The organism is Pseudomonas sp. E315 (assembly GCF_055406205.1).
This window is the reverse complement of record NZ_JBUZPJ010000018.1, coordinates 58,107-81,851: the sequence shown is the minus strand read 5'-3', so window position 1 is coordinate 81,851 and position 23,745 is coordinate 58,107. Positions and strand designations below refer to the sequence as shown.

The 23,745-nt window shown below is 57.4% G+C and carries 22 protein-coding genes; 11 read left to right on the top strand and 11 right to left on the bottom strand.

Going from position 1 to position 23,745, the window contains the following annotated elements; genetic code table 11:
- Window positions 1-87: 87 nt before the first annotated feature.
- Window positions 88-852 carry a TOBE domain-containing protein gene (locus ACZRJQ_RS20365; RefSeq protein WP_463980107.1) on the bottom strand — a complete coding sequence of 255 codons (765 nt, stop codon included), beginning with the start codon at window positions 850-852 and terminating at the stop codon, window positions 88-90.
- 58 nt (window positions 853-910) lie between these two features.
- Window positions 911-1,651: a ComF family protein gene (locus ACZRJQ_RS20360; protein WP_463980100.1), complete on the bottom strand. Its 741-nt coding sequence runs from the start codon at window positions 1,649-1,651 to the stop codon at window positions 911-913.
- Between the two features lie 88 nt (window positions 1,652-1,739).
- Between ACZRJQ_RS20360 and bioB the strand changes: the two genes are divergently transcribed.
- From bioB to ACZRJQ_RS20315, 9 genes are all read left to right on the top strand, one after another.
- Window positions 1,740-2,795, top strand: coding sequence for a biotin synthase BioB (gene bioB / locus ACZRJQ_RS20355; RefSeq protein ID WP_463980099.1), 1,056 nt, complete (start codon window positions 1,740-1,742; stop codon window positions 2,793-2,795).
- A 57-nt stretch (window positions 2,796-2,852) separates the two neighbouring features.
- A complete protein-coding gene (gene bioF / locus ACZRJQ_RS20350; RefSeq protein ID WP_463980098.1) occupies window positions 2,853-4,025 on the top strand; it encodes an 8-amino-7-oxononanoate synthase in 1,173 nt (390 codons plus the stop codon).
- Window positions 4,018-4,749, top strand: coding sequence for an alpha/beta fold hydrolase (locus tag ACZRJQ_RS20345; RefSeq protein WP_463980097.1), 732 nt, complete (start codon window positions 4,018-4,020; stop codon window positions 4,747-4,749). The genes bioF and ACZRJQ_RS20345 overlap by 8 nt, the downstream gene beginning before the upstream one ends.
- Entirely contained in the window at window positions 4,742-5,554 is an 813-nt protein-coding gene (bioC, locus tag ACZRJQ_RS20340; RefSeq protein ID WP_463980096.1) for a malonyl-ACP O-methyltransferase BioC, read from the top strand. The genes ACZRJQ_RS20345 and bioC overlap by 8 nt, the downstream gene beginning before the upstream one ends.
- Window positions 5,551-6,231 carry a dethiobiotin synthase gene (bioD, locus tag ACZRJQ_RS20335; protein ID WP_463980095.1) on the top strand — a complete coding sequence of 227 codons (681 nt, stop codon included), beginning with the start codon at window positions 5,551-5,553 and terminating at the stop codon, window positions 6,229-6,231. Before bioC ends, bioD begins: the two co-directional genes overlap by 4 nt.
- Before the next feature lie 107 nt (window positions 6,232-6,338).
- The gene (locus ACZRJQ_RS20330) at window positions 6,339-6,635 is read left to right on the top strand and encodes a pyrroloquinoline quinone biosynthesis protein PqqE (protein WP_463980094.1); all 297 of its coding nucleotides are present in this window, start codon (window positions 6,339-6,341) and stop codon (window positions 6,633-6,635) included.
- A gap of 245 nt (window positions 6,636-6,880) precedes the next feature.
- A complete protein-coding gene (locus ACZRJQ_RS20325) occupies window positions 6,881-8,686 on the top strand; it encodes a phenylacyl-CoA dehydrogenase (protein ID WP_463980093.1) in 1,806 nt (601 codons plus the stop codon).
- Between the two features lie 323 nt (window positions 8,687-9,009).
- Entirely contained in the window at window positions 9,010-10,308 is a 1,299-nt protein-coding gene (locus ACZRJQ_RS20320) for a GGDEF domain-containing protein (RefSeq protein ID WP_463980092.1), read from the top strand.
- Window positions 10,309-10,430: 122 nt separating this feature from the next.
- Entirely contained in the window at window positions 10,431-12,209 is a 1,779-nt protein-coding gene (locus tag ACZRJQ_RS20315; protein ID WP_463980091.1) for an acyl-CoA dehydrogenase C-terminal domain-containing protein, read from the top strand.
- A 276-nt stretch (window positions 12,210-12,485) separates the two neighbouring features.
- On the opposite strand, the gene ACZRJQ_RS20310 is transcribed toward ACZRJQ_RS20315, so the two are convergent.
- Window positions 12,486-13,385 carry a LysR family transcriptional regulator gene (locus ACZRJQ_RS20310; RefSeq protein ID WP_463980090.1) on the bottom strand — a complete coding sequence of 300 codons (900 nt, stop codon included), beginning with the start codon at window positions 13,383-13,385 and terminating at the stop codon, window positions 12,486-12,488.
- Window positions 13,386-13,613: 228 nt separating this feature from the next.
- Here ACZRJQ_RS20310 and ACZRJQ_RS20305 point away from each other — a divergent pair, with 228 nt between their 5' ends.
- Window positions 13,614-14,897, top strand: coding sequence for an aspartate aminotransferase family protein (locus tag ACZRJQ_RS20305; RefSeq protein ID WP_463980089.1), 1,284 nt, complete (start codon window positions 13,614-13,616; stop codon window positions 14,895-14,897).
- Between the two features lie 190 nt (window positions 14,898-15,087).
- A complete protein-coding gene (locus ACZRJQ_RS20300; RefSeq protein WP_463980088.1) occupies window positions 15,088-15,246 on the top strand; it encodes a YqaE/Pmp3 family membrane protein in 159 nt (52 codons plus the stop codon).
- 9 nt (window positions 15,247-15,255) lie between these two features.
- On the opposite strand, the gene ACZRJQ_RS20295 is transcribed toward ACZRJQ_RS20300, so the two are convergent.
- The 8 genes from ACZRJQ_RS20295 to ACZRJQ_RS20260 form a co-directional block, all read right to left on the bottom strand.
- Window positions 15,256-17,085 carry an alpha/beta hydrolase family protein gene (locus ACZRJQ_RS20295; protein ID WP_463980087.1) on the bottom strand — a complete coding sequence of 610 codons (1,830 nt, stop codon included), beginning with the start codon at window positions 17,083-17,085 and terminating at the stop codon, window positions 15,256-15,258.
- A complete protein-coding gene (gene pqqE, locus ACZRJQ_RS20290) occupies window positions 17,051-18,187 on the bottom strand; it encodes a pyrroloquinoline quinone biosynthesis protein PqqE (protein WP_463980106.1) in 1,137 nt (378 codons plus the stop codon). The genes ACZRJQ_RS20295 and pqqE overlap by 35 nt, the downstream gene beginning before the upstream one ends.
- Window positions 18,188-18,194: 7 nt before the next feature.
- The gene (pqqD, locus tag ACZRJQ_RS20285; protein WP_463980086.1) at window positions 18,195-18,470 is read right to left on the bottom strand and encodes a pyrroloquinoline quinone biosynthesis peptide chaperone PqqD; all 276 of its coding nucleotides are present in this window, start codon (window positions 18,468-18,470) and stop codon (window positions 18,195-18,197) included.
- Complete coding sequence (gene pqqC / locus ACZRJQ_RS20280) at window positions 18,467-19,219, bottom strand: pyrroloquinoline-quinone synthase PqqC (protein WP_463980085.1); 753 nt, start codon at window positions 19,217-19,219, stop codon at window positions 18,467-18,469. The genes pqqD and pqqC overlap by 4 nt, the downstream gene beginning before the upstream one ends.
- A 24-nt stretch (window positions 19,220-19,243) precedes the next feature.
- Window positions 19,244-20,155, bottom strand: a complete 912-nt coding sequence (pqqB, locus tag ACZRJQ_RS20275) for a pyrroloquinoline quinone biosynthesis protein PqqB (RefSeq protein ID WP_463980084.1) — start codon at window positions 20,153-20,155, stop codon at window positions 19,244-19,246.
- Between the two features lie 83 nt (window positions 20,156-20,238).
- The gene (gene pqqA, locus ACZRJQ_RS20270; protein ID WP_003422658.1) at window positions 20,239-20,313 is read right to left on the bottom strand and encodes a pyrroloquinoline quinone precursor peptide PqqA; all 75 of its coding nucleotides are present in this window, start codon (window positions 20,311-20,313) and stop codon (window positions 20,239-20,241) included.
- 118 nt (window positions 20,314-20,431) lie between these two features.
- On the bottom strand, window positions 20,432-22,891 hold the full coding sequence (gene pqqF, locus ACZRJQ_RS20265) for a pyrroloquinoline quinone biosynthesis protein PqqF (RefSeq protein ID WP_463980083.1): 2,460 nt from the start codon (window positions 22,889-22,891) through the stop codon (window positions 20,432-20,434).
- A gap of 48 nt (window positions 22,892-22,939) precedes the next feature.
- Window positions 22,940-23,734 (bottom strand): carbon-nitrogen hydrolase family protein, encoded by a 795-nt coding sequence (locus tag ACZRJQ_RS20260; protein ID WP_463980082.1) that lies wholly within the window; start codon window positions 23,732-23,734, stop codon window positions 22,940-22,942.
- Window positions 23,735-23,745 lie beyond the last annotated feature (11 nt).

The following is a 23,745-nucleotide window of genomic DNA, read 5'->3' as shown; positions in this document are numbered from 1 at the left end:
TTTTGAAAATCAAAAGATCGCAGCCTTTGGCAACTCCCACGAAGGGCACGGCCTGCGTAGCCTTGACGAGTAGAGCCAGGCAGGTGGCTACACCTGTGTGCCGAGCAACACCAGCGAGGGCGCGAACTGCACAAGGACTGGGCTGGCGATTATTAAACCGAGTGTTTCGAGCTGTTGCGGCTCTGTCAGTGCGCATAAAATTTGGCCGTTAGGCAGGCTGATGCGGACTTCGCTGGGGCCGTTCTCCGCGTGCAGGATCTGGTCGATTATTCCGCTCAAGACATTGTGATCAGGGCTGGCAGTTTGTTCTGCGCCAAACAATTGCAGCCACCCGGCTTTGATCAACGCCACCACATGAGCGCCAACCGCCAGCTCCAGTCGCTGAGTGCTGTCGCGGGTAATTTGCGCATCAAGTGTCAGCCCGCCCGCCAGTTCAAGACGGATCAGGTCGTTGTGACCACTGCTTGTGATCGTTTGAACGGTGCCGTGCAATTGGTTGCGGGCGCTGGTTCGGAGCATTAACCGGCTCAGCAAGCCGAGGTCTTCGGTGTCTTCGGTTGCCTCCAACACTTGGCTTTGTAACTGCTGCAAGCGTTGATAAAGGCGCAGCACTCGCTCGCCTGCCACTGACAACCGCGCACCGCCGCCGCCTTTGCCGCCGATACTGCGTTCGACCAGCGGGGTTTGCGCCAGATTGTTCAGCTCATCGATGGCGTCCCACGCAGCTTTGTAACTCATGCCTGCGCTTTTGGCGGCTTGGGTGATGGAACCTTGCTCGGCAATGTGTTGCAGCAGCGCAATACGGTGTGGGCGGCGAACGATGTGTTGCGTCAGCAAAGTCGGTAACGGCATGGCGGCGTGATTCGCAGGCGAGTTGAGCCCCGGAAAGTGCCTGCTCAACACCGTGCCGTCAAGGCGGCCCATCGGGCTTGGGTGTGCGTGCAAGGCAATACACATCAACGCGCTGTGCCCCGGCCTTGAGCAACAGGCGAGCGAGGCTTTGTGCCGTGGCGCCGGTGGTCAGCACGTCATCGACCAAAGCAATGTGCAACCCTGCGACCTGCGCTGTGGGCGACAAACTGAAGGCTTGCAGCAGGTTGCGTTTGCGCGTTTTAGCATCGAGGGCTTGCTGGGCGGGAGTGTCGAGGACGCGCATCAGCCATTGATCATTGCAGGGAATGTTGAGGCTCTGTTGCAGCCATTGTCCGAGCATCGCGGCCTGGTTGTAGCCGCGTTGACGCAGGCGCTGCACAGAGAGCGGCACCGGCAATAAAAGATCGGGGCGCTTTTCGCCACAATTGAAACGATCAAGCAATGATTGGCTGAGAAGATCGGCTAAAAGTCGTCCATAGGGCCATTTGCTGTTGTGTTTGAAGCGAATGATCAGGCTGTCGACGGCAAACCCATAAACCCAAGGGGCATGCACGGTATGAAATGCAGGTGGTTGCTTGAGGCAATGACCGCAGATCAGGCCGGTCATGGGCAGTGGTAATGCGCAGCACTGGCAGCAATCTCCCAGCCAAGGCAGTTCAAGTTCGCACGGCGAGCAGATGGGTAGAGAGGTATCGGTAGCTTCGTCGCAGAGCAAACAGTGCTGGTTATTAAATAGCCAGTTGTAAACCTGCTTTATCCATTGTGGTTGACAGCTCATGTTGCATCCTTAAATATGCCGGGCATCCGTGCCGTGCCTGAAGCGTTGGCTTCAGGTTCAAGTCAAAGCATAAACAAGAGATACGCCGATGAGCGCCAGCACCTTTGCCAACTTGCGACATGATTGGTCTTTAGCCGAAGTTCGGGCGATGTTCGTCCAGCCGTTCAATGACCTGTTATTCCAGGCGCAGACCGTTCACCGCGCGCATTTCGATGCCAATCGGGTGCAAGTTTCGACGCTGCTTTCGATCAAAACCGGCGCTTGCCCAGAAGATTGCAAATATTGTCCGCAGTCGGGGCACTACAACACGGGGTTGGCCAAAGAGAAGCTAATGCAAGTGCAGGCGGTGCTTGAAGAAGCCGCTCGGGCCAAAGCGATTGGCGCAACACGCTTTTGTATGGGGGCAGCGTGGAAGCATCCGTCCGCCAAGGACATGCCCTACGTGCTGCAGATGGTTCAAGGGGTGAAGGCGATGGGCCTTGAAACCTGCATGACCCTGGGCAAGCTCGATCAGGAGCAAACAGCAGCGCTGGCCCACGCCGGGCTTGATTACTACAACCACAACCTCGACACCTCGCCTGAGTTTTACACCAGCATCATCACCACGCGCACCTACAGCGAGCGCTTGCAAACCCTGAGTTACGTGCGCGATGCCGGGATGAAAATTTGTTCGGGCGGCATTTTGGGTATGGGCGAGTCGTTGGATGATCGCGCCAATTTGCTGATCCAACTGGCCAACTTGCCTGAGCATCCTGAGTCGGTGCCGATCAACATGCTGGTCAAGGTGGCCGGTACGCCAATGGAAAATGCAGAAGATGTTGACCCGTTTGACTTCATCCGCATGCTGGCAGTCGCGCGAATCATGATGCCTCAGAGCCATGTGCGGCTGTCGGCGGGGCGTGAAGCGATGAACGAGCAAATGCAGGCGCTGGCGTTCTTGGCGGGCGCCAACTCGATTTTTTACGGCGACAAACTGCTGACCACTGCCAACCCTCAGGCAGATAAAGACATGCAGTTGTTTGCCCGGTTGGGCATCTTGCCCGAAGCCCGCGAAGAGCACGCCGACGAAGTGCATCAGGCCGCCATTGAGCAAGCCCTGATCGAGCAAAAGTCCAGCGAGCAGTTCTACAACGCAGCGGTCTAAACCACGTAGTTTTTGTAGTCGCAGCCGGCGGCAGCGACTACAAGAGGCTTTTACACAATGTCTTTTGATTTAAATGCTCGCTTGGCCGCCCGTCGTGCCGACCATTTGTATCGCCAGCGCCCGCTGCTTGAAAGCCCGCAAGGGCCGCAGGTGGTGGTCGACGGCCAGCCGTTATTGGCCTTTTGTAATAACGATTATCTGGGCTTGGCGAATCACCCGCAGGTGATTGAGGCTTGGCAAGCCGGGGCTTCGCGTTGGGGCGTGGGCGGCGGCGCTTCACATTTGGTTATCGGCCACAGCCGCCCCCATCACGCACTTGAAGAAGCTTTGGCCGAGTTCACTGGCCGCCCGCGTGCGCTGTTGTTCAGCAATGGCTACATGGCCAATTTGGGCGCAGTGACAGCCTTGGTGGGCCAAGGCGATACGGTGCTCGAAGACCGGCTCAATCACGCTTCTTTGCTCGATGCAGGTTTGTTAAGCGGCGCGCGTTTCAGTCGTTATCTGCACAACGACGCGGCCAGTTTGAGCAAGCGCTTAGAGAAGGCTTGCGCCAACACGCTGGTGGTCACTGATGGCGTGTTCAGCATGGACGGCGACTTGGCGGACTTGCCGGCTTTGGCCCGTGAGGCCAAGGCCAAAGGTGCTTGGCTGATGGTTGATGACGCCCACGGTTTTGGCCCGCTGGGGGCCAATGGCGGTGGCATTGTTGAGCACTTTGGTTTGACTGCGCAGGATGTGCCCGTGTTGGTTGGCACTTTGGGCAAGGCGTTCGGCACCAGCGGTGCGTTTGTGGCGGGTAGCGAAGAGCTGATCGAGAGTTTGATCCAGTTCGCCCGACCTTACATTTACACCACCAGCCAACCGCCTGCGTTGGCGTGCGCCACTCTAAAAAGCCTTGAATTGCTGCGCAGCGAGCATTGGCGGCGTGAACACTTGAACCGTCTGATTGCGCAGTTTCGTCGTGGCGCCGAGCAGATCGGCTTGCAACTGATGGACAGTTTTACCCCGATCCAACCCATCATGATTGGCGACAGTGATCGGGCAATTCGCATGTCCAACATGCTGCGCGAGCGCGGTGTATTAGTGACGGCGATTCGCCCGCCCACTGTGCCTGCGAACAGCGCCCGTTTGCGCGTGACGTTGTCGGCCGCTCACACAGAGGCCCAGGTGCAGCTATTGTTAAGCGCACTCGATGATTGTTGGCGCAAGCTGGAGCCCGTCCATGCGTGACCGTCTGATTTTGCTGCCCGGCTGGGGTTTGGGCATCTCGCCGTTAGAGCCATTGGCTGCTGCACTACGTGGGCTGGACGAACATTTGCGGGTCGAAATCGAGCCGCTGCCAGTGCTGGAGTCTGCGCAGCTGGATGAGTGGCTCGATGAGCTCGATTCAACATTGCCAGACAACGTTTGGCTGGGTGGTTGGTCATTAGGCGGCATGCTCGCCAGTGAGTTGGCAGCGCGCCGTGCCGACAGGTGCTGCGGACTTGTGACGCTGGCCAGCAACCCGAGTTTTGTAAGCCGCCCCGATTGGCCCACGGCGATGCCAAGCGAAACCTTTGCGGCTTTTGTCGGCGGTTTTCGTGATGCGCCCCATACCACCCTGAAACGGTTTTCTCTGCTCTGTACCCAAGGCGCGGTCGACCCGCGGCCAATGGCGCAGTTGTTGTTGAGTGGAGCGCCGAAAGCTCAGCTTTCAACATTGCTGGCAGGGTTGGAGTTGCTTGAGCAAATGGACACGCGGCCAGCGCTACAGGCGTTCAATGGGCCGCAACTGCATTTGTTCGCAGGCACAGATGGATTGGTTCCTGCCGAAGCGGCCCATGCACTGCTGGCACTGTTACCTGATATTGAAGTGGGTCTGATTGAACAGGCCTGTCACGCATTCTTACTGGAAGCGCCCCACGAATTGGCGGCCGCGATTCAGGCTTTTTTACATGAGTCGGGTGATGACTGATTTGAGCGCTGTTCCCCTTGCCAGCCATCTGCCGGACAAGCGTCAGGTGGCTGTTTCATTCTCCCGAGCTGCCGCCAGCTATGACAGTGTGGCTGAACTGCAACGGGCAGTTGGTTTTGAATTGATCAGTCGCTTACCTGAGCATTTGAACCCCAGCCGCTGGCTGGATGTAGGTTGCGGCACGGGGTATTTCAGCCGCGTACTGGGCCAGCGATTTGCCCACAGCGAAGGGCTGGCGTTGGACATCGCCCAAGGCATGTTGGCTTATGCGCGGCCATTGGGCGGTGCGACGCATTTTATAGCGGGCGATGCCGAGTGTTTGCCGTTACGTGCTAATAGCTGTGATGTGGTGTTCTCCAGCCTGGCGTTGCAATGGTGTGCCGACTTTGATGCGGTGCTCAGCGAAGCTCTGCGTGTACTTAAGCCCGGCGGGGTGCTGGCATTTGCCAGCTTGTGCGTGGGCACCTTGAGTGAGCTGCGCGACAGTTGGCGAGTGGTTGATGGTCAGGTTCACGTCAATCGCTTTCGTGAGTTCGACACCTATCAGCAGTTGTGCGCGAGTAGCGGGCTGAAGGTGCTCAGCTTGCAGCGTCAGCCCCATGTGCTGCACTACCCGCAGTTACGCCAATTGACCCATGAGCTTAAAGCCTTGGGCGCGCACAACCTTAACCCCGGTCGGCCCGACGGCTTGACCGGCAGGTCGCGGCTTCAGGGGTTGGTTGCAGCTTATGAGCAGTTTCGTCAGCCTCAAGGGCTACCGGCGACGTATCAGGTGGTCTATGGCATTTTGGAGAAACCGTTATGAGCCCCGCGTACTTCATTGCTGGCACCGACACGGATGTGGGCAAAACCACCATTGCCTCAGGCTTACTGTATGCCGCCCGCCATGCCGGGTTGAGTACCGCTGCGGGTAAACCTGTTGCCTCAGGGTGCGAACAAACCCCTCAAGGTTTGCGCAATGCCGATGCGTTAGCCCTGATCGCGCAGTGTTCAGTGCCACTGACCTATGACGAAGTGAACCCGGTGGCGTTTGAGCCGCCTATCGCTCCGCACATTGCAGCCCGCGAAGCGGGTGTGGTGCTGAGCGTGCCGTCGTTGCTGGCGCCCATGCGGCGGGTGTTGGCTAAGCAGGCAGACTTCACCTTGATTGAAGGGGCGGGCGGTTGGCGTGTGCCGTTGTCAGATCAAGACAGTTTGTCTGATGTCGCGCGGGGGTTGGACTTGCCGGTGATTCTGGTCGTGGGTGTGCGTTTGGGCTGCATCAGCCACGCGCTGCTGACAGCCGAGGCCATCGCTCAAGATGGCCTGCAGTTGGCGGGGTGGGTGGCCAATATCATTGACTCAAAAACCTCGCGGCTAGAAGAAAACTTGGCCACGTTGGCCGAGCGGCTGCCCGCGCCCTGCTTGGGCCGAGTGCCAAAACTGAAGTCTGTGTCAGCCCAAGCGGTGGCCGAATACCTGCAACTGGACCTGCTGGATTAGCGTTTGGCTATTGAGGGCGGCGCAATCATTAGGCTTTTCAACGGGCCTTTTGCCAGTAGGTCTGCTTCAATGAGCGTTGATTCTCTCTACACAGGTAGATGTCGCCCATGGAGATTTCGGGAAGTACCGCTTTCTATGCGGGCCTGAGCACGATTCAGGCCGGACAGAACCGTGTTGATCAAGCCGCCGGGCAAATTGCCAATAACACGGTTGAGCGTTCGGTCAGCAGCCAATCCTCTGATACTCAAGTCAATCGCATGCGTGCGGTTGACCGCAGCCAGTTGTCTGACATTGCTAGCGATGTAGCTGATTTGTCTGTAGGCAAGGCGCAAGTCGAACTTGGCGCCAAAGTGGTCAGAACAGCCGATGAAATGGTCGGCACCTTGATCGACACCTACGCCTGATTACGGGTTGTCGCAGCCAATTTTGTAGTCGTTGCGCCTGCCCCGCACTTTATCCACCGACCTGACACGGCCACTTGGCTGTGTGTTTTTGTTCGCCCGGCTTTCTGTTACGCAAGGACGAATGGTCCCATCGCGCTGCTTGACAACAAATGGGCGTAAACGTATGTTTCAAACACCTGTTTGACCGCAATAACAAATCTACGCGGTTGTTCATCCCCCGGATTCATCAGCAGAGGTTTATCGCTATGCCTGACTACAAGGCCCCCTTGCGTGATATTCGCTTCGTTCGTGACGAGCTGCTCGGCTACGAAGCGCATTATCAGAGCCTGCCGGCTTGCCAGGACGCTACTCCAGATATGGTTGACGCCATTCTTGAAGAAGGCGCCAAGTTTTGTGAGCAGGTGCTGGCACCGCTGAACCGTGTGGGTGACACCGAAGGCTGCACCTGGAGTGAGTCTGGCGTTAAAACCCCTACTGGTTTTAAAGAAGCCTACAAACAGTTTGTTGAAGGCGGCTGGCCAAGTCTGGCTCACGACGTCGCACACGGCGGCCAAGGCCTGCCTGAGTCGCTGGGTCTGGCCGTTAGCGAAATGGTTGGCGAAGCCAACTGGTCGTGGGGCATGTACCCAGGCTTGTCTCATGGTGCGATGAACACCATCTCCGAGCACGGCACACCTGAACAGCAAGACACTTACCTGACCAAGCTGGTGACCGGCGAATGGACGGGCACCATGTGCTTGACCGAATCGCACTGCGGTACTGACTTGGGCATGTTGCGCACCAAGGCCGAGCCTCAGGCTGATGGCTCTTACAAAGTGTCCGGCACCAAGATCTTCATCTCGGCCGGCGAACACGACATGGCCGACAACATCGTCCACATCGTACTGGCCCGCCTGCCAGATGCCCCCGCAGGTACCAAAGGCATTTCGCTATTTATCGTGCCTAAGTTCATGCCAAACGCTGATGGCAGCATCGGTGAGCGCAACGCGGTGAGCTGTGGTTCCCTTGAGCACAAAATGGGCATCCACGGTAACGCCACCTGCGTAATGAACTTCGACGGCGCTACAGGTTTCCTGATCGGCCCGCCGAACAAGGGCCTGAACTGCATGTTCACCTTTATGAACACCGCTCGTCTGGGCACGGCGCTGCAAGGTTTGTCCCACGCCGAAATCGGTTTCCAGGGCGGCTTGAAATACGCCCGTGACCGCCTGCAAATGCGCTCGCTGACCGGCCCTAAAGCCCCTGAAAAAGCGGCTGACCCGATCATTGTTCACCCAGATGTGCGTCGCATGCTGTTGACCATGAAGGCATTCGCCGAAGGCAACCGTGCGATGGTTTACTTCACGGCTAAGCAAGTCGACATCGTTAAGTACGGCGTTGATGAAGACGAGAAGAAGAAAGCTGACGCGCTGCTGGCATTTATGACGCCAATCGCTAAAGCGTTCATGACCGAAGTCGGTTTTGAGTCTGCCAACCACGGCGTTCAAATCTACGGCGGCCACGGCTTTATCTCCGAGTGGGGCATGGAGCAGAACGTTCGCGACAGCCGTATTTCGATGTTGTACGAAGGCACTACCGGCATTCAGGCACTCGACCTGCTGGGCCGCAAAGTGTTGATGACTCAAGGCGAGGCTCTGAAGGGCTTCACCAAAATCGTGCACAAGTTCTGTCAGAACGCTGAAGGCAACGAAGCGATCAAAGAGTTTGTCGAGCCATTGGCTGCACTGAACAAAGAGTGGGGCGAGCTGACCATGAAGGTCGGTATGGCGGCCATGAAAGACCGTGAAGAAGTGGGTGCGGCTTCGGTCGACTACCTGATGTATTCCGGTTATGCCTGCTTGGCGTACTTCTGGGCAGACATGGCACGACTGGCTGCTGAGAAATTAGCTGCTGGCACGTCGGAAGAGGCTTTCTATAAAGCCAAGCTGCAAACAGCACGCTTCTACTTCCAGCGCATTCTGCCGCGCACTCGTACGCACGTTGCGACCATGCTCTCGGGCGCGAGCAACCTGATGGACATGAAAGAAGAAGACTTCGACCTGGGCTACTAAGCCCCGGCGCGTCACCTTCAAAAGCCGCTTCTCCTTAGGGGGAAGCGGCTTTTTTGTTTGGGTGGGTTGTGATGTTGTAGTCGCTGCCCAAGGCTGAGAAAAGGCCCGAAAAACAATAGGCCCGCTGTGCAGACCCTCCTAGCTTGCGGCAACGACTACAAATAAAAGCAGTGCGTAATAAAACCGAGCAAATCACTAAGGCTTATTCATTTTCAGCCGTTAAAAGCTGTGGCTGCGGTGATCGGGATGTCACCAAGTGTGCTTAACTGCGATAAAAGCAGGCACAATGCCATTACTTGGTTGTTCAGGTCGGAGCCTTTCTTTTGTCGCGTCCCTCTGCTGTACGTATTAGTCACTTTTTGCCGTCATTACTGTTGCTGTTAGCGGGGCTTGCGGCTGCATACGTCAAAGACCTCAACGTCTTTTTCACCTCACTGTTCAATGTGCTGCCAACGCTGGTGCTGTTGCTAGGTGGCGCTTACTGCGCTGTTTATCGACGTCAGCGCGAATTGTTTTTGATGGTGACGGTGTACATCGCCTACTTCTTGCTCGACACCCAGACCGATTACTACCGTGACAATGGTCAGGTGCGCGCTGATGCTGCGGTGATCTTTCATTTGTGTTGCTTGTTGTTGCCTCTGCTGTACGTCTTGTATGGGGCGTGGGAGGAGCGCACGCACTTGTTTCAGGACATGGTGGCGCGTGCAGCTGTGCTCTTGGCGTTCAGCAGTGTGGCGCTGGGGCTTGAGCAAAGTTATCCACAAGCGCTGCTCAATTGGCTGGCGGAGATCCGTTGGCCGGCGCTGCATGGCAGTTGGATGAGCCTGATCCAGTTGTCGTACCCCGTTTTTCTGGTCGGTTTCGCCCTGCTGGGCTGGCAATACTGGCGTAACCCAAGGCCGCTGCACGCCGCACAACTGGTGGGCTTGCTGGGCGTATTCTGGATGTTGCCCAAGACTTTCATCTTGCCGTTCACTCTGAACATCATGTGCAGCCAAGTGATGTTGATGATTGCGGCCGCAGTTGCCCATGAGGCATATCAAATGGCCTTTCGTGATGAGCTGACTGGCTTGCCGGGGCGTCGGGCGTTGAATGAGCGCATGCAGCGTTTGGGGCGAAATTACGTTTTGGCCATGAGCGATGTTGACCACTTCAAAAAATTCAACGACACCCACGGCCATGATGTCGGTGACCAAGTGCTGCGGTTGGTTGCCAGCAAGTTGTCCAAGGTGGGCGGTGGCGGTCGAGCTTATCGCTATGGTGGTGAAGAATTTGCGTTGGTCTTTGCAGGCAAAACCCTGGATGAATGTATGCCTCATCTGGATGCACTGCGTGAATCCATCGCTACCTACAATATTCAGCTACGCAACCAAGACAGCCGCCCGCAGGATGATCAGCAAGGTCGCCAACGGCGTGGCGCAGCGAGCGCAGGCAGTGTGTCCGTCACGGTGAGTATTGGTGTGGCCGAGCGCATGCCTGAACAGCGAACTGCCGAAGAAGTGCTTAAAGCCGCCGACAAAGCGCTCTACACCGCCAAAAGCGCAGGCCGAAATTGCGTGGTTGCGTATGGCCAAACCCGACGAGGTGCGGTGCGTACAGCAGATACAGCCGCTAGCGCGTGACCGGTTTCTTTATATTAGTCACGAGTCGACCCTATGTATCGCTGGTGTTGTTAAGTTAGACTGGCGCCATTCGTCCAATGGCCCGGTTTGGGCTTCATCGTTTAGTGATTGCGAGGTTTGCCATGGCTGATTACAAAGCGCCCCTGCGTGATATGCGTTTCGTCCTCAATGAAGTGTTCGAGGTCGCTACACTTTGGGCGCAACTGCCTGTGTTGGCGCAGACCGTAGACACCGAAACAGTTGAGGCGATTCTTGAAGAAGCGGGCAAAGTCACCGCCAAAAGTATCGCCCCGCTGAGTCGTAGCGGCGATGAAGAGGGCTGTCACTGGGACAACGGTGCAGTCACCACCCCGGCGGGTTTCCTTGATGCTTATCGCACTTATGCAGAAGGCGGCTGGGTCGGCGTAGGCGGCGACCCTGAGTTTGGCGGCATGGGCATGCCCAAAGCGGTGTCGGCCCAAGTCGAAGAAATGATCAACTCTTCGAGCCTCGCATTCGGTTTGTACCCGATGCTGACTGCCGGGGCTTGCGTGTCGATTAATGCCCACGCCAGCGAAGAATTGAAAGCCATTTACCTGCCAAATATGTACTCGGGCGTGTGGGCCGGTTCTATGTGCTTGACCGAACCCCATGCGGGCACCGACTTGGGGATTATCCGAACCAAGGCCGAGCCCCAAGCGAACGGATCGTACAAAGTCAGCGGCACCAAGATTTTTATCACCGGTGGCGAACACGATCTGACTGAAAACATCATCCATCTGGTATTGGCCAAATTGCCTGACGCGCCTGCAGGGCCGAAAGGAATTTCGCTGTTTTTGGTGCCCAAGTACCTGGTAAATGCCGACGGCAGCCTGGGCGAGCGCAACCCGGTGAACTGCGGTTCCATTGAACACAAAATGGGTATTCAAGCCTCTGCCACGTGCGTGATGAACTTCGACGAGGCGGTTGGCTATTTGGTGGGCGAACCTAATCGCGGTTTGGCGGCGATGTTCACCATGATGAACTACGAGCGCTTGGGTGTAGGCATTCAGGGGCTGGCCTCGGGCGAGCGCTCGTACCAGAACGCTGTGGAATATGCCCGTGATCGCCTGCAAGGTCGCGCGGCAACAGGCGCTCAAGCCAAAGACAAAGTGGCCGACCCGATTATTGTTCACCCAGACGTGCGTCGCATGTTGTTGACCATGAAAGCGAGCAACGAAGGTGGGCGTGCATTCTCGACGTATGTGGCCAATCAGTTGGACATCGCCAAGTTCAGCGAAGACGCGAGCGCCCGTGATCGCGCCGATGCGCTAGTGGCATTGCTGACACCGGTGGCCAAAGCCTTTTTGACCGATTTGGGGCTGGAAACTACCGTTCATGGTCAGCAAGTGTTTGGCGGTCATGGCTACATTCGTGAGTGGGGCCAGGAGCAATTGGTGCGTGATGTTCGCATCACTCAGATCTACGAAGGCACCAACGGCATTCAAGCGCTGGACTTGGTGGGGCGCAAGATTGTCGGCAACAACGGGGTTTACTACCGCCTGTTCGCTGACGAAATTCGCCAGTTCATTGCTTCGGCCGACAGCGAGCTGGCAGAGTTCACCCGCCCGTTGGCAAGCGCGCTGGATAACCTCGACGACTTGACTGCCTGGGTGTTGGACTGCTCAAAAAACAATCCAAATGAAATCGGTGCGGCGTCGGTCGAATATCTGCAAGTGTTTGGTTACACGGCCTACGCCTACATGTGGGCGATGATGGCCAAGGCTGCCATTGGCAAACAGGCCGAAGATGCCTTCTACGTCAGCAAAATGGGCACGGCACGCTTCTATTTCGCACGTTTGCTGCCGCGTATCCACTCATTGAGCGCCAGTGTTCGTGCGGGGAGTGAGTCCTTGTATTTGCTGGATGAAGCGCATTTTTAATAAATGTAAGCATTTGCTTACATGGCGTACTGACATTCGCCCATATCGCAGGATTGGATCCATGCGTAATCTACTCACATGGACGTAGAGCAGGAAGCTCAAAGCAACAACAGGGACACGTAGGATTCTGCCAGGATGGTGGAGTGAAAAGGATGTCAGGGAAACAGTCTGCAAAACCCCGCTTCGGCGGGGTTTTCTTTTTTGTGCGCAATAAAAGTCTTCAGTTTTGTAGGAACTGGCGTGTTTGCACGTACTTACCCTCGCTTGCGCTGAACGCTACAAAGCGACTTCCTCGTGGTGCATCACGTCCTCCAGCAAGGTGCGCAGCAGCCCCAAAGTGGCTTGCTGACGTTGCACATCACGGCACACCAAACCTACTTTCAGCGGTACTCTCGGTTCACTCAATGGTTTCCAGAGCAGGGCTTGATTGTCGTGTTCATGGCGTGAGCGACCAGGCAGCACCGTGGCCAGCTTGGTGTGCGGCAAACTGTCGAGAATCCCGGCCATGGTATTGAGTTCGGCCTGCACCTGCGGGCGGCGACCCAAGTTGGCGAGTTGGGACTGCCAGATCTGGCGTATTTGAAACTCTTCCCCCAACAACAGCATTGGCAGTTCCGCCGCTTGGCTGAGTGAGACCTTCTTAAATTCGCGCAAAGGATGATCTGCGGGGATGACCAATTGCAGTTCATCTTCGTACAGCAGCATTCCGTGCAGACCGGGTTGGCGAGGCGGCAGGTAGCTGATGCCAATGTCGAGTGAGCCATTGAGCAAGCGCCGCTCGATCTCAAGCCCCGTCAGTTCGTAAATTTGCACCACCAAGTGCGGCTGAGCCTGACGCACGCGCTCAAGCATCTGAGGCACCAAGCTGGTGTGTACGGTTTGCAACACACCAATGGCGATAGTGCGAAGCGCCTGCCCTTGAAAGTTGCGCAGCGCCTCTTTGGCCCGCTGCAAACCATCTAAAAGTGGTAGCGCGTGGTTGTACAGCGTATGCGCAGCCAAGGTTGGTAGCAGGCGTTTGCTGCTGCGCTCGAACAGGCTCACATCAAGGTTGTGCTCAAGTTGGCGGATCTGTTGTGACAGCGCGGGTTGTGAGATAGACAGACGCTCGGCGGCACGGCCCACATGGCCTTCTTCATACACCGCGACGAAATAACGCAGTTGCTTAAAATCCATAAGTATTACTTATCGAAATTGCTTAAAAAACGAAATGGCTCAAACGGCCGCAGACGCCTAGTCTACGCCCATTCCACAAGGCTCATCGAGCCGCGGAGCCAGATAAGTAGCCCAGTCATTGAAGTGTTTTGCATAGGCAAGGCTAAAAATCCGATAGAGGTTTTAAGGCCGCCAGCAAAAAAGACGGGTTGCAAATCGAGTCTGCTTAGGGTCCCAAGGTCTGCGTGCATGAACCTGTTTAACCTGCGTCGCCAACACTCCAGTTCTCAACAACGAGTGGCTGAAACTGTGCCGCCTCCAGAGAGTAGTCACTCGTCCCAGGCATGCTTGATGCCCAGCGTTGAGCGTGCGGCCCAGGTGTTTGTACGAGGGCAGGGTTCGTGGATGTGGGACAGCGACAGCCGCGCGTACTTGGATTTCACCCAAGGTGGTGCAGTGAACAGCTTGGGCCACAGCCCCGCAGTGTTGGTAAAAGCGATGGCCGATCAGGCTCAGTCGCTGATAAACCCGGGGGCGGGTTTTCATAACCGCGCCATGCTGACCCTGGCCGAGCGCCTGTGCCACAGCACGGGCAGCGATCAGGTGCATTTTTTGAACACCGGGGCTGAGGCCAACGAAGGCGCGATCAAATTGGCGCGTAAATGGGGCCAACTGCATCGCGGCGGCGCCCATCGAATTATTACTGCGACCCACAGCTGTCACGGTCGCAGTTTTGGGGCGATGTCTGCTTCGGGCAGTGGCACCTTTGATAACCGATTTGAGCCTCAGATGCCGGGCTTTATCAATGTGCCGTTTAACGATTTGCCAGCGCTGCATGCAGCGGTTGATGAGCAAACCGTGGCCATCATGCTGGAGCCTGTGCAGAGCGATGCGGGAGTGATTCCCGCCACTGAGCACTACCTCAAGGGTGTGGAGCGGTTGTGCCGCGAGCTGGGTATTTTGCTGATTCTGGATGAAGTCCAAACCGGCATCGGGCGTTGTGGCACCTTGCTAGCAGAGCAGAACTACGGCGTTCGCGCTGACATCATCACCTTGGGCAAAGGCTTGGGTGGAGGTGTGCCGCTCGCTGCGTTGCTGGCGCGAGGCCAAGCCTGTTGCTTTGAGCCGGGTGAGCTGGGCGGTACTCATCATGGCAATGCACTGATGACGGCGGCCGGTGTGGCGGTGCTTGATACGGTGTTGGAAAAAGGGTTTTTGCAACACGTTCGCGACGCAGGGCAACACCTGCGCGAGGGCTTGGGCCGGTTGGCCAATAGTTATGCACAGGGTGAGTTGCGTGGCCAAGGGTTGTTTTGGGGGCTGACCTTGTCGGACGACTCGGCGGCTGAAGTGGTTAAAGCGGCGTTGTACGAAGGCCTGCTGATCAGTGCACCGCAACCCAACTGCCTGCGCTTTACCCCAGCGTTGTGCGTCAGTAAAGGCAACATCGATGAAATGCTGCTGCGTCTAGCTCGCGCGTTTGCGCGGGTGCGTACAGCCCAGTTGCAGTGCCGTCGTGGGGTGGGTGCCTAACTCCAAACGACGTGTCACACAGAATTTAAAGAACCGTCTCGCGGTATAACGCGTCGCCCTGTGCCTGTTTCGTTCGGCACGGGGCGTTTTTTTTGCCTGTGGATAAGTGACGGCTGAACCTTTGCTCCTGAGCCAGAGTCGATTAGGAGTAGGGCTCACTTGAGCCCACCATCATTTGGGAGCTGAGCTTGTGGATCTGATTAAAATCATCTTTGCCATTCTGTTACCGCCGCTAGGGGTATTTATGCAGGTGGGTTTTGCTGGCGCATTTTGGCTGAATATCTTGCTGACTTTGTGCGGCTATATTCCGGGGATCGTGCACGCGGTTTACATCATCGCCAAGCGCTAACGCCAGCACCTACAAGGTTTGCATGACTTCCCGATAGAACCGCCACTCCTGCTCCAGCGCATGTATCTGGTTGCTGGCTTTGCGAAAGCCGTGGCGTTCGTCGGGGTAGTAATGCGCCTGTGCCGGGATGCCGTTGTCTTGCAGGGCTTTGAGCATGTCGCGGGTTTGTTGTGGCACCACCACGGCATCCAGTTCGCCCTGAAAGAAGATCACCGGCACGCGGATCTGGCTGGCGTGCAGCAATGGCGTGCGGGCTGCGTAGCGTTCGGCGTCCTGTAACGGGTCGCCGATCAGCCAGTCGAGGTAATCCCCTTCAAATTTGTGAGTGGCGCGGGCCAGTGCAACGGGGTCGCTGACGCCATACAGACTGGCGCCCGCCCTAAATACCGTGTTGAACGCCAGTGCGCACAAGGTGGTGTACCCCCCCGCGCTGCCTCCACGAATAAAGGCATTTTCACCATCGATTAGCCCTTGTGCTGCCAGGTAACTCACGACCGCACAAGCGTCTTCGACATCCACCTCGCCCCATTTCAAGTGCAGCGCCTGACGATACTCGCGGCCATAACCGCTGCTGCCGCGGTAGTTAAGGTCCGCCACGGCAAATCCACGCTGCGTCCAGTATTGGATGCGCGGGTCGAGCATCGGGTAGCAGGCTGACGTCGGCCCGCCGTGGATAAAGACCACCAATGGCGGTTTGATTTCACCGTGCATCGTCGGATAGAAAAAGCCGTAAGCCTCACCGTCGCCAGAAGGGTAGCGCAGCGTTTGTGGGCGGCTGATTTGCTCGGGTGGCAACGGCGCAAAACCACCTGCCAAGACCTTGACCTGATGGTCGCGGCGGTTGATAGCAATCACGGCACTTGGGCTGACGGGCGAGGCAGCAATGCAATAAATGAACTCATCATCCAGTGCCAAGCTTCGAAAACGGCTGTAATTGCCCGTGAACTCCTCAAGTGCGCCGTCAGCGGTGCGCAGGCCCAGGCGTCCGAAACCCTCCTGCGTCCAGCTAGCCAAATACCCGTTTTCACCCAGCGGCAGCCAAGTGCTGCCACCCAATTGCCAAGGTGCGGGTGCATGATCGGCTGCCGCACTGGGCAGGGCGGCCAAGCCTTCGTGGCATTCGCCCCAAGGCTGCCAAAAGCCTGCGCGATCGGTCAGGCAATACAGGCGATTGTGTTGGTCAAAGCGCGGTTGTTGCAGGGACTCTTCGGCGTGCTCCCCGGCCACACAGCGCGCAGCACTCCAGCGACCATCGGCTTGGCGTTCAGCCAGCATCAAACGGGTGCAGGTCCACGGTTGGTGCGGCCGACTCCACTCGATCCAGGCCAAGCGTTGGCTATTGGGGCTTAGCGTGGGAGCAGCATAGAAGTCGGCGCCTTGGGCCAGCACCTGACGTTCGAGGCTGTGCAGGTTGATGCTGACCAGTCGATGTTGATGAGCGTCCTCTTCAACGGCGAGCACATGCCCGTCAGCACATTGCACATCGCCGTAACGGCATGTGCCTTGGGTGAGCGCTTGCGGCGCGTTGGTGTGCAGCGCTTGCCGATACAGTTGCTGGTCCGACTCATTGACGAACACCACGCCATCATCGTTCAAGCAGAAACTGCCGCCGCCATATTCATACACGCGGCTGCGCACGCTAAAACCTGCAGGCGTGAGGCAATGAGGTTGGCCGTCGCGCCAGTGCCAGAGGCGACAAGCGGCATCCTGCGGGCGGAACTCATTCCAGAACAGGCCCAATGGGCTGATGCGCAGCTCTGCAAAGTCGACCCCCGCGGCCACGGCGAGCGCAGCGCTGAACGGTTCAGCCTTTGGCGATGAGACGTGAGTTTCGTTCATTTCGGAAGGCCAGTTGTTCGATGGTCAGGGTGGCGTGCTCGGCTTCTTCGCGCGCCTTGAGAATCAAGTCGTGTTGTGGCGATTTGCTACATACCGGGTCTGCATTACTGGCGTCCCCCGTGAGCATGAAGGCTTGGCATCGGCAGCCGCCAAAGTCCTTTTCTTTTTCGTCGCAGGAGCGGCAAGGCTCGGGCATCCAGTCGTAGCCGCGAAACCGGTTGAAGCCAAACGAGTCGTACCAGATGTGCTGCATGCTGTGGTCGCGCACGTTTGGAAACTCGACCGGCATTTGCCGTGCACCATGACACGGCAGCGCCGTGCCGTCCGGGGTGACAGTCAAAAAGATGCTGCCCCAGCCGTTCATGCAGGCTTTTGGGCGCTCTTCGTAATAGTCGGGGGTGACGAAAATCAGCTTGCAGGGATGGCCTTCGGCTTCCAGCTTGGCGCGGTATTCGTTGGTGACGCGTTCGGCGCGTATCAGTTGTTCTTTGGTGGGCAGCAGCCCGACCCGATTGAGCTGCGCCCAGCCGTAAAACTGGCAGGTTGCCAGCTCAACAAAGTCGGCCTCAAGGGCAATGCACAGCTCGATGATGCGGTCGATTTTGTCGATGTTGTGCCGATGGGTGACAAAGTTCAGCACCATCGGGTAGCCGTGGGCCTTAACAGCTCGGGCCATTTCGAGCTTTTGTGCGAAGGCTTTTTTGGAACCCGCCAGCAAGTTATTCACTTGTTCGTCGCTGGCCTGGAAGCTGATCTGGATGTGATCGAGCCCCGCCTTTTTGAAGTCGCTGATCTTTTGCTCTGTGAGCCCGATGCCTGAGGTAATCAGATTGGTGTAAAAGCCCAGTTTGCGGGCTTCGGCGATCAGCTCGGCCAAGTCCTGGCGCACAAGAGGCTCACCCCCCGAGAACCCCAGCTGTGCCGCGCCCATTTCCCGCGCCTCGCGAAACACCTTGATCCACTGCTCGGTGCTCAGCTCTTTACCCTGCTGAGCAAAGTCCAGCGGATTAGAGCAATACGGGCATTGCAGCGGGCAGCGATACGTCAGCTCGGCCAGCAGCCACAGCGGCAGGCCGACCTCAGGTTTAGGCGGCAACGGCATCGGGCTGTCAGGCAAGTTCGATCCAGTGCTCTGCACGCGCGACCTCCATAAATTGCTCGATATCGTCACCCAGCTCAGGTACGCCGGGGAACTGTTTATCCAGTTCGCCAATGATGGCCGCCACATCACGTTGGCCATCAATCAAGCCACCGATCAGGGCCGCGCTGTCATTGAGTTTGATCATGCCTTCGGGGTAGAGCAGCACATGGCCTTTTTGCGCCGGCTCGTATTGAAAGCGGTAGCCGGTGCGCCAGATTGGGGTTCTGCTGCGGTCGAAGCTCATAGGGTGATTCCTTTATGCCAGACGCGTTGGTCGGTCACGCTGTGGTAGGGCGGGCGATCCAGCTCGTAAGCCATCGTCATGGCATCGAGCATGCTCCAAAGAATGTCCAGTTTGAACTGAAGAATCTCCAGCATCCGCTGTTGGCCTTCGTAGGTGGTGTAGTGCTGCAAGGTGATGGCCAGCCCGTGCTCTACGTCGCGACGGGCCTGGCCCAGACGCGTGCGAAAGTATTCGTAACCGGCCGGGTCGATCCACGGGTAATGCTGGGGCCAGCTGTCCAGACGCGATTGGTGGATTTGCGGCGCAAACATCTCGGTCAACGAACTGCTGGCGGCTTCTTCCCACGAGGCACGGCGGGCGAAGTTAACGTAGGCATCCACGGCAAAGCGCACACCCGGCAATACCAACTCTTGAGAGCGCAACTGGTCGGGGTCTAACCCCACGGCTTGGCCCAAACGCAGCCACGCTTCGATACCGCCGTCTTCGCCCGGCGCGCCGTCGTGGTCAAGCAGGCGCTGAATCCACTCGCGTCGCACTTCACGGTCTGGGCAATTGGCCAGAATCGCGGCGTCCTTGAGCGGGATATTGACCTGATAGTAGAAGCGATTGGCGACCCAGCCTTGAATCTGCTCGCGGGTCGCGCGGCCTTCATACATCGCCACCTGATACGGGTGATAGATGTGGTAATACGCACCTTTGGCACGTAATGCGGCTTCGAATTGCGCGGTGCAGAGAGGGGCTTGGGTCATGGTGCCTCCTAACAAATAAGGGGTTTAAAGCTCAATGCTCATGCCATCAAACGCGACTTCAACGCCTCGACGGGCCAGTTCGGCACGCTCAGCAGAGTCTTCGTCGAGGATCGGGTTGGTGTTGTTAATGTGGATCAGTACTTTGCGTTGTTCGGGCAGTTGCTCAAGTACTTCGAGCATGCCGCCTGGGCCGTTTTGGGCCAGATGCCCCATTTCACGCCCCGTGCGAGTCCCCACACCGCGGCGCTGCATTTCGTCGTCGTCCCACATTGTGCCGTCTACTAACAGGCAGTCGCTGCTGGCCATGATCTCCAGCAAGGGCGCATCGACCTTACCCAGCCCTGGCGCATAGAACAGTTTGCCGCCGGTGCGCAGGTCTTCAACGATCAGGCCGATGTTGTCACCGGGATGCGGGTCGAAGCGGTGCGGCGAATACGGCGGCGCGGCACTGCGCAATGGCAGCGGGCTGAAACGCAAATTAGGGCAGGCCGGGATGGTGAACGAGCCTTCCAGCTCGATGCGGTGCCAGTTCAGGCCGCCATTCCAGTGCTTGAGCATGGTGAACAGCGGGAAGCCAGTGCTCAGGTCTTCATGCACCATGTCGGTACACCACACATCGTGCGGGCAACCTTCACGCAGGCTAAGCAGGCCCGTGGTGTGGTCGATCTGGCTGTCCATCAAGATGATGGCGCTGATCCCGGTATCTCGCAGCGCACGGCCCGGCTGCATCGGCGCAAAACTTTGTAACTGAGCGCGGATGTCGGGCGAGGTGTTGCACAGCACCCAGTTCACACCGTCGTCTGAAATCGCTATCGAAGACTGTGTGCGAGCAGTCGCCCGCAAGCTGCCATCACGAAAACCCGCGCAGTTGACGCAGTTACAGTTCCACTGCGGGAAACCCCCGCCAGCGGCGGAACCTAGAATCTGGACAAACATGGCGTGTTCTCTTGCAAATCTAAAAATAAAAACGCCCCGGCGAACCGAGGCGTTGGGTTGCTCTGCTCAATGGATCGTGCAGATCAACGGCTTGCGAAGTACATGGTGACTTCAAAGCCAATACGCAGATCGGTGTAAGCAGGTTTAGTCCACGACATAAGGTGACTCCTTCAGTAGGTTGATGGGGCGTTCAAATACTTAGGCAGCTATGTTACTAAAAATGTCCCCTTTTGAGCGTTCAATGTTTAAGAAAGCTCATTGCGCCGTAGGTAATGATCAGCTTCTCCCGAGATAAAACGTTTCAGTTTGCTCGTCGGTGGCGATGCACAGCCAACTGCATTCGGGCTGGGTGATGCGCTGCGCCGCTTTGAGTGTAGTGTCTTGATCGACCGTCATAAGCGTGTTGTAGAGGGTTTGCAGGTAATCCGACGTGTGGCCGGCCAACTTGGCTTGCCACAGCAGTTCGCTGGCTTGCGCTACGCTGAGAGCGTCGCTTGAAAACTGTTGCGCCAGCGCTGCACGTAACTGCGTGAAGGAAGTTTCATCCAGTGATGAAATCAAATTCGGCAAATCACCAAGAAACCCTTGAATGTGGTCGTAAATATCAGCTGCACAAGCGTGAGGTGATTGCACGCCGAAAAGTAGGCCGGTCTGACCGTTGACCTGATGCAGGCCGCTAAACACGGCGTAGCCCAGTTGTTGCTCAACCCGCAGGCGTTGGTAGAAAGGGGTTTTGGCAATGTGGGCAAGCAGACGCCAAGTCGCGTCGTTGGCGATGTTTACCTCAGGCAGCGGGCAAAACATCACCAAGGCGTGTTCGCCTGTGGTGCAAGGCAAGGTGTGCCAGTGGCTGAGCGTATGGCCATTGAGCGAGATGGGCGCTTCGGGCTTGCCCGGCACTTTGCTGAGCAGGCCGGTGATGGAGGCTTGCGTGGCCGCGGGCAGGCTGACGCCCAGCCCGTCCCATAATGATTGCGCCCAGCACTGCTTAAGGCTGATGTCTTCGGGACTCGCAAAAAGCAATGACAAAGTGGGCGGCACACAAAAGACAGACAGTTGCTTAAGTAGTTGACGAATAGGCATCAGTTCTTCGTCAGTTGGGCTGTCGATCGGCTCAGTCAGCGGAGCGCTCAGCAACCGTAAAGCCTGCTCCAAAATGGCCGGCATCGGCTCATGGTAGCCCCGCATTTTCAGCACCCAGTCTTTGAACATGGCGTTAAACGACAGTTCGACACCGGCTTCTAGCGCATCGGCCCGCAGTGATTGCAAGCGGGTTTCGAGCAGTGGCTGAGGGTTCGTCAAGGGTATAGCTGCCAGGCGCCAGCGCAGGTAAAGCGCGGCTTCGCCGCTCTGGCTGGGGATCTCTGTGCTGAATTTCATGGCCGACACATCGGCGCGGCGGTGGCGCAGGCGGTCTTGAGCAAAAGTACGCAGGCCTCGGTGTGCGCTGGTTTGGCCTCGAATCAGGCCCGCGCTGACCGGCTCTACTGCAGGCTGCAAAAACGGATTGGGTGTCGGCATTCGCCAAGTGTGTTGTGAAGCTTGCGGCGCAGTGGGCTGCATTTGCTTGAGTATCGCCTTCAGGGCAATTACGCCGTCGTCGGACAGCTCAGCTGCTTCTTGCTCGCAATCACGGCGGGCTAGCGTCAGTGCAGGGCTGACCTGTTGCTGACGTTGTTGCAGCAAGTGGAACTCGTGGCGCAGGGCTGACCAATCGTGTTGGGCGCTGAAAAACGCCAACCAGCTGTCGAATGTTTCGCGAATGTGCAGTGCGTCTAATGCGCCGCCAGTGGGGGCACACACCTCAACTTGCAGCAGGGCTTGGCCATTAAACGCATACAGCACCGACGCCTCCAGGCGGCTGATCAACTGTTGTTGACGAAGCTGAGCAAGCAGACTGCCGGGTTTGTCGGCGTTGAGCCAGTGGCACAAAAATTTCAGCGCCGCCGAGTACGCCAGCGGTAGCTGCTCAAACGTAAATACGAGGTTCAGGTGCTGTGGGTCTGCCTGCTGATAGTGCGTTTGGGCGTTGACCATCAGCGCAAGAGGGCTGGTTTGAGGCACTGGCGGGCCTTGGCGAATGACAGCGACATTGCGTTCGGCGAGTGCCTTGAGCTCTGGCATGGGAAGCGGGCCAACCAGGCTCAAACTCATTTGCCCGGTCTGATAGAACTGCTGATAAAAGCTCTGCAACGCCTGCTGAAAGCTCGACCGCGGGACGGGCAAGCTGTAGCGGTTGCCTGCATGAAACGCGCGCAGTGCATGGGCCGGGTTAAGCGGTTCAAACAATGCTCTTTCGCGCTGAGCGGAAGGCTCGCGGGCCCAAGCAATAAATTCGGCATGCAGCACTTCGCGCTCGCGCAACTGGTCATCAATGCTCAGGCGTGGATGCGCCAGCATGTCGCACAAGCGCTCCAGGCCTCCTTCAAACGCGACGGGGGGCAGCTCAAAAAAGAAGTCGGTATGACGCTCGCTGGTGTGAGCGTTCACTTGACCGCCGTGGCGCTGCACGTAGGCCATCAAATTGTCTTGGGCCGGGAAGCGCTCAGTCCCCAGAAACAGCAAATGCTCTAAAAAGTGCGCCAGCCCCGGCCACGCCGCAGGCACATCATGACTGCCCGCATTAACCCGCAAATAGGCCGCGCAGCGCTTGAGGTGCGACGTGTGTCGCAGTGAGAGAGTCAGCCCATTGTTGAGGGTCAGACGTTGGATGTGAGGGGGGGTCAGCGCAGGCATGGGCACTTCCGGAACAGAGATGTGCACATGCTAGCGGATTCCGGGCGTTTAGCGCTTGCTCAGCTCACGGTAAAGTTCGGGCCGTCTGTCATTCAGATAATGATTCCCGGCCTTGGCCTCGGCCAATAGCGAGTGCTTAACCGTCGCAGCAATCAAGGCTTCATGTTGCTCAGCCAATGCGACTTGCTGGCCGTTGGGGGCGGCGATGCTGCTTTTGCCGCAGTAGTGGATGTCGCCTTCGTGGCCACAATAGTTGGCGTAGGCCACGTAGCATTGGTTTTCAAAGGCTCGGCTGCGTACGGTCACTTCAGCCACAAAGTCGTAGGGCGCCATATTGGCTGTGGGCACCAGGATTAACTCGGCACCGGCCAAGGCCAGGCGTCGAGTATTTTCGGGGAACTCAAGGTCGTAGCAAATCAACAGGCCGAGTTTCCAGCCATTGAGTTCGACGACGTGGAACGCGTCAGCCCCGGCGCTGAACATGTTGTGATCAAGCTCGCCAAACAGGTGGGTTTTGCGGTAGTTGAGCAGGCGTTGGCCTTGGGCGTCGATCAGTTGCACGCTGTTGTAAATCTGCCCGTCTGCACTGCGCTCGGGGTAGCCGTAAACAATGGCCGTCTTGCAGGTTTTAGCCAGCTCGGCGACCTGTTGTGCTGCATCGCCGTCTTGCGCTTGAGCAAGTTCAGCAACAGCCTGTGCACCGATGTTGTAGCCCGTGAGAAACATCTCGGGCAACACCAGCACGTCCACGTCTTTGGCCTGCAAGGCAATGGTTTGCAGGCGTTGCAGATTACCCGCAACGTCCAGTGGTAGGGGCTGGCATTGGTAAAGGGCGACGCGCATGTGAGGCTCCT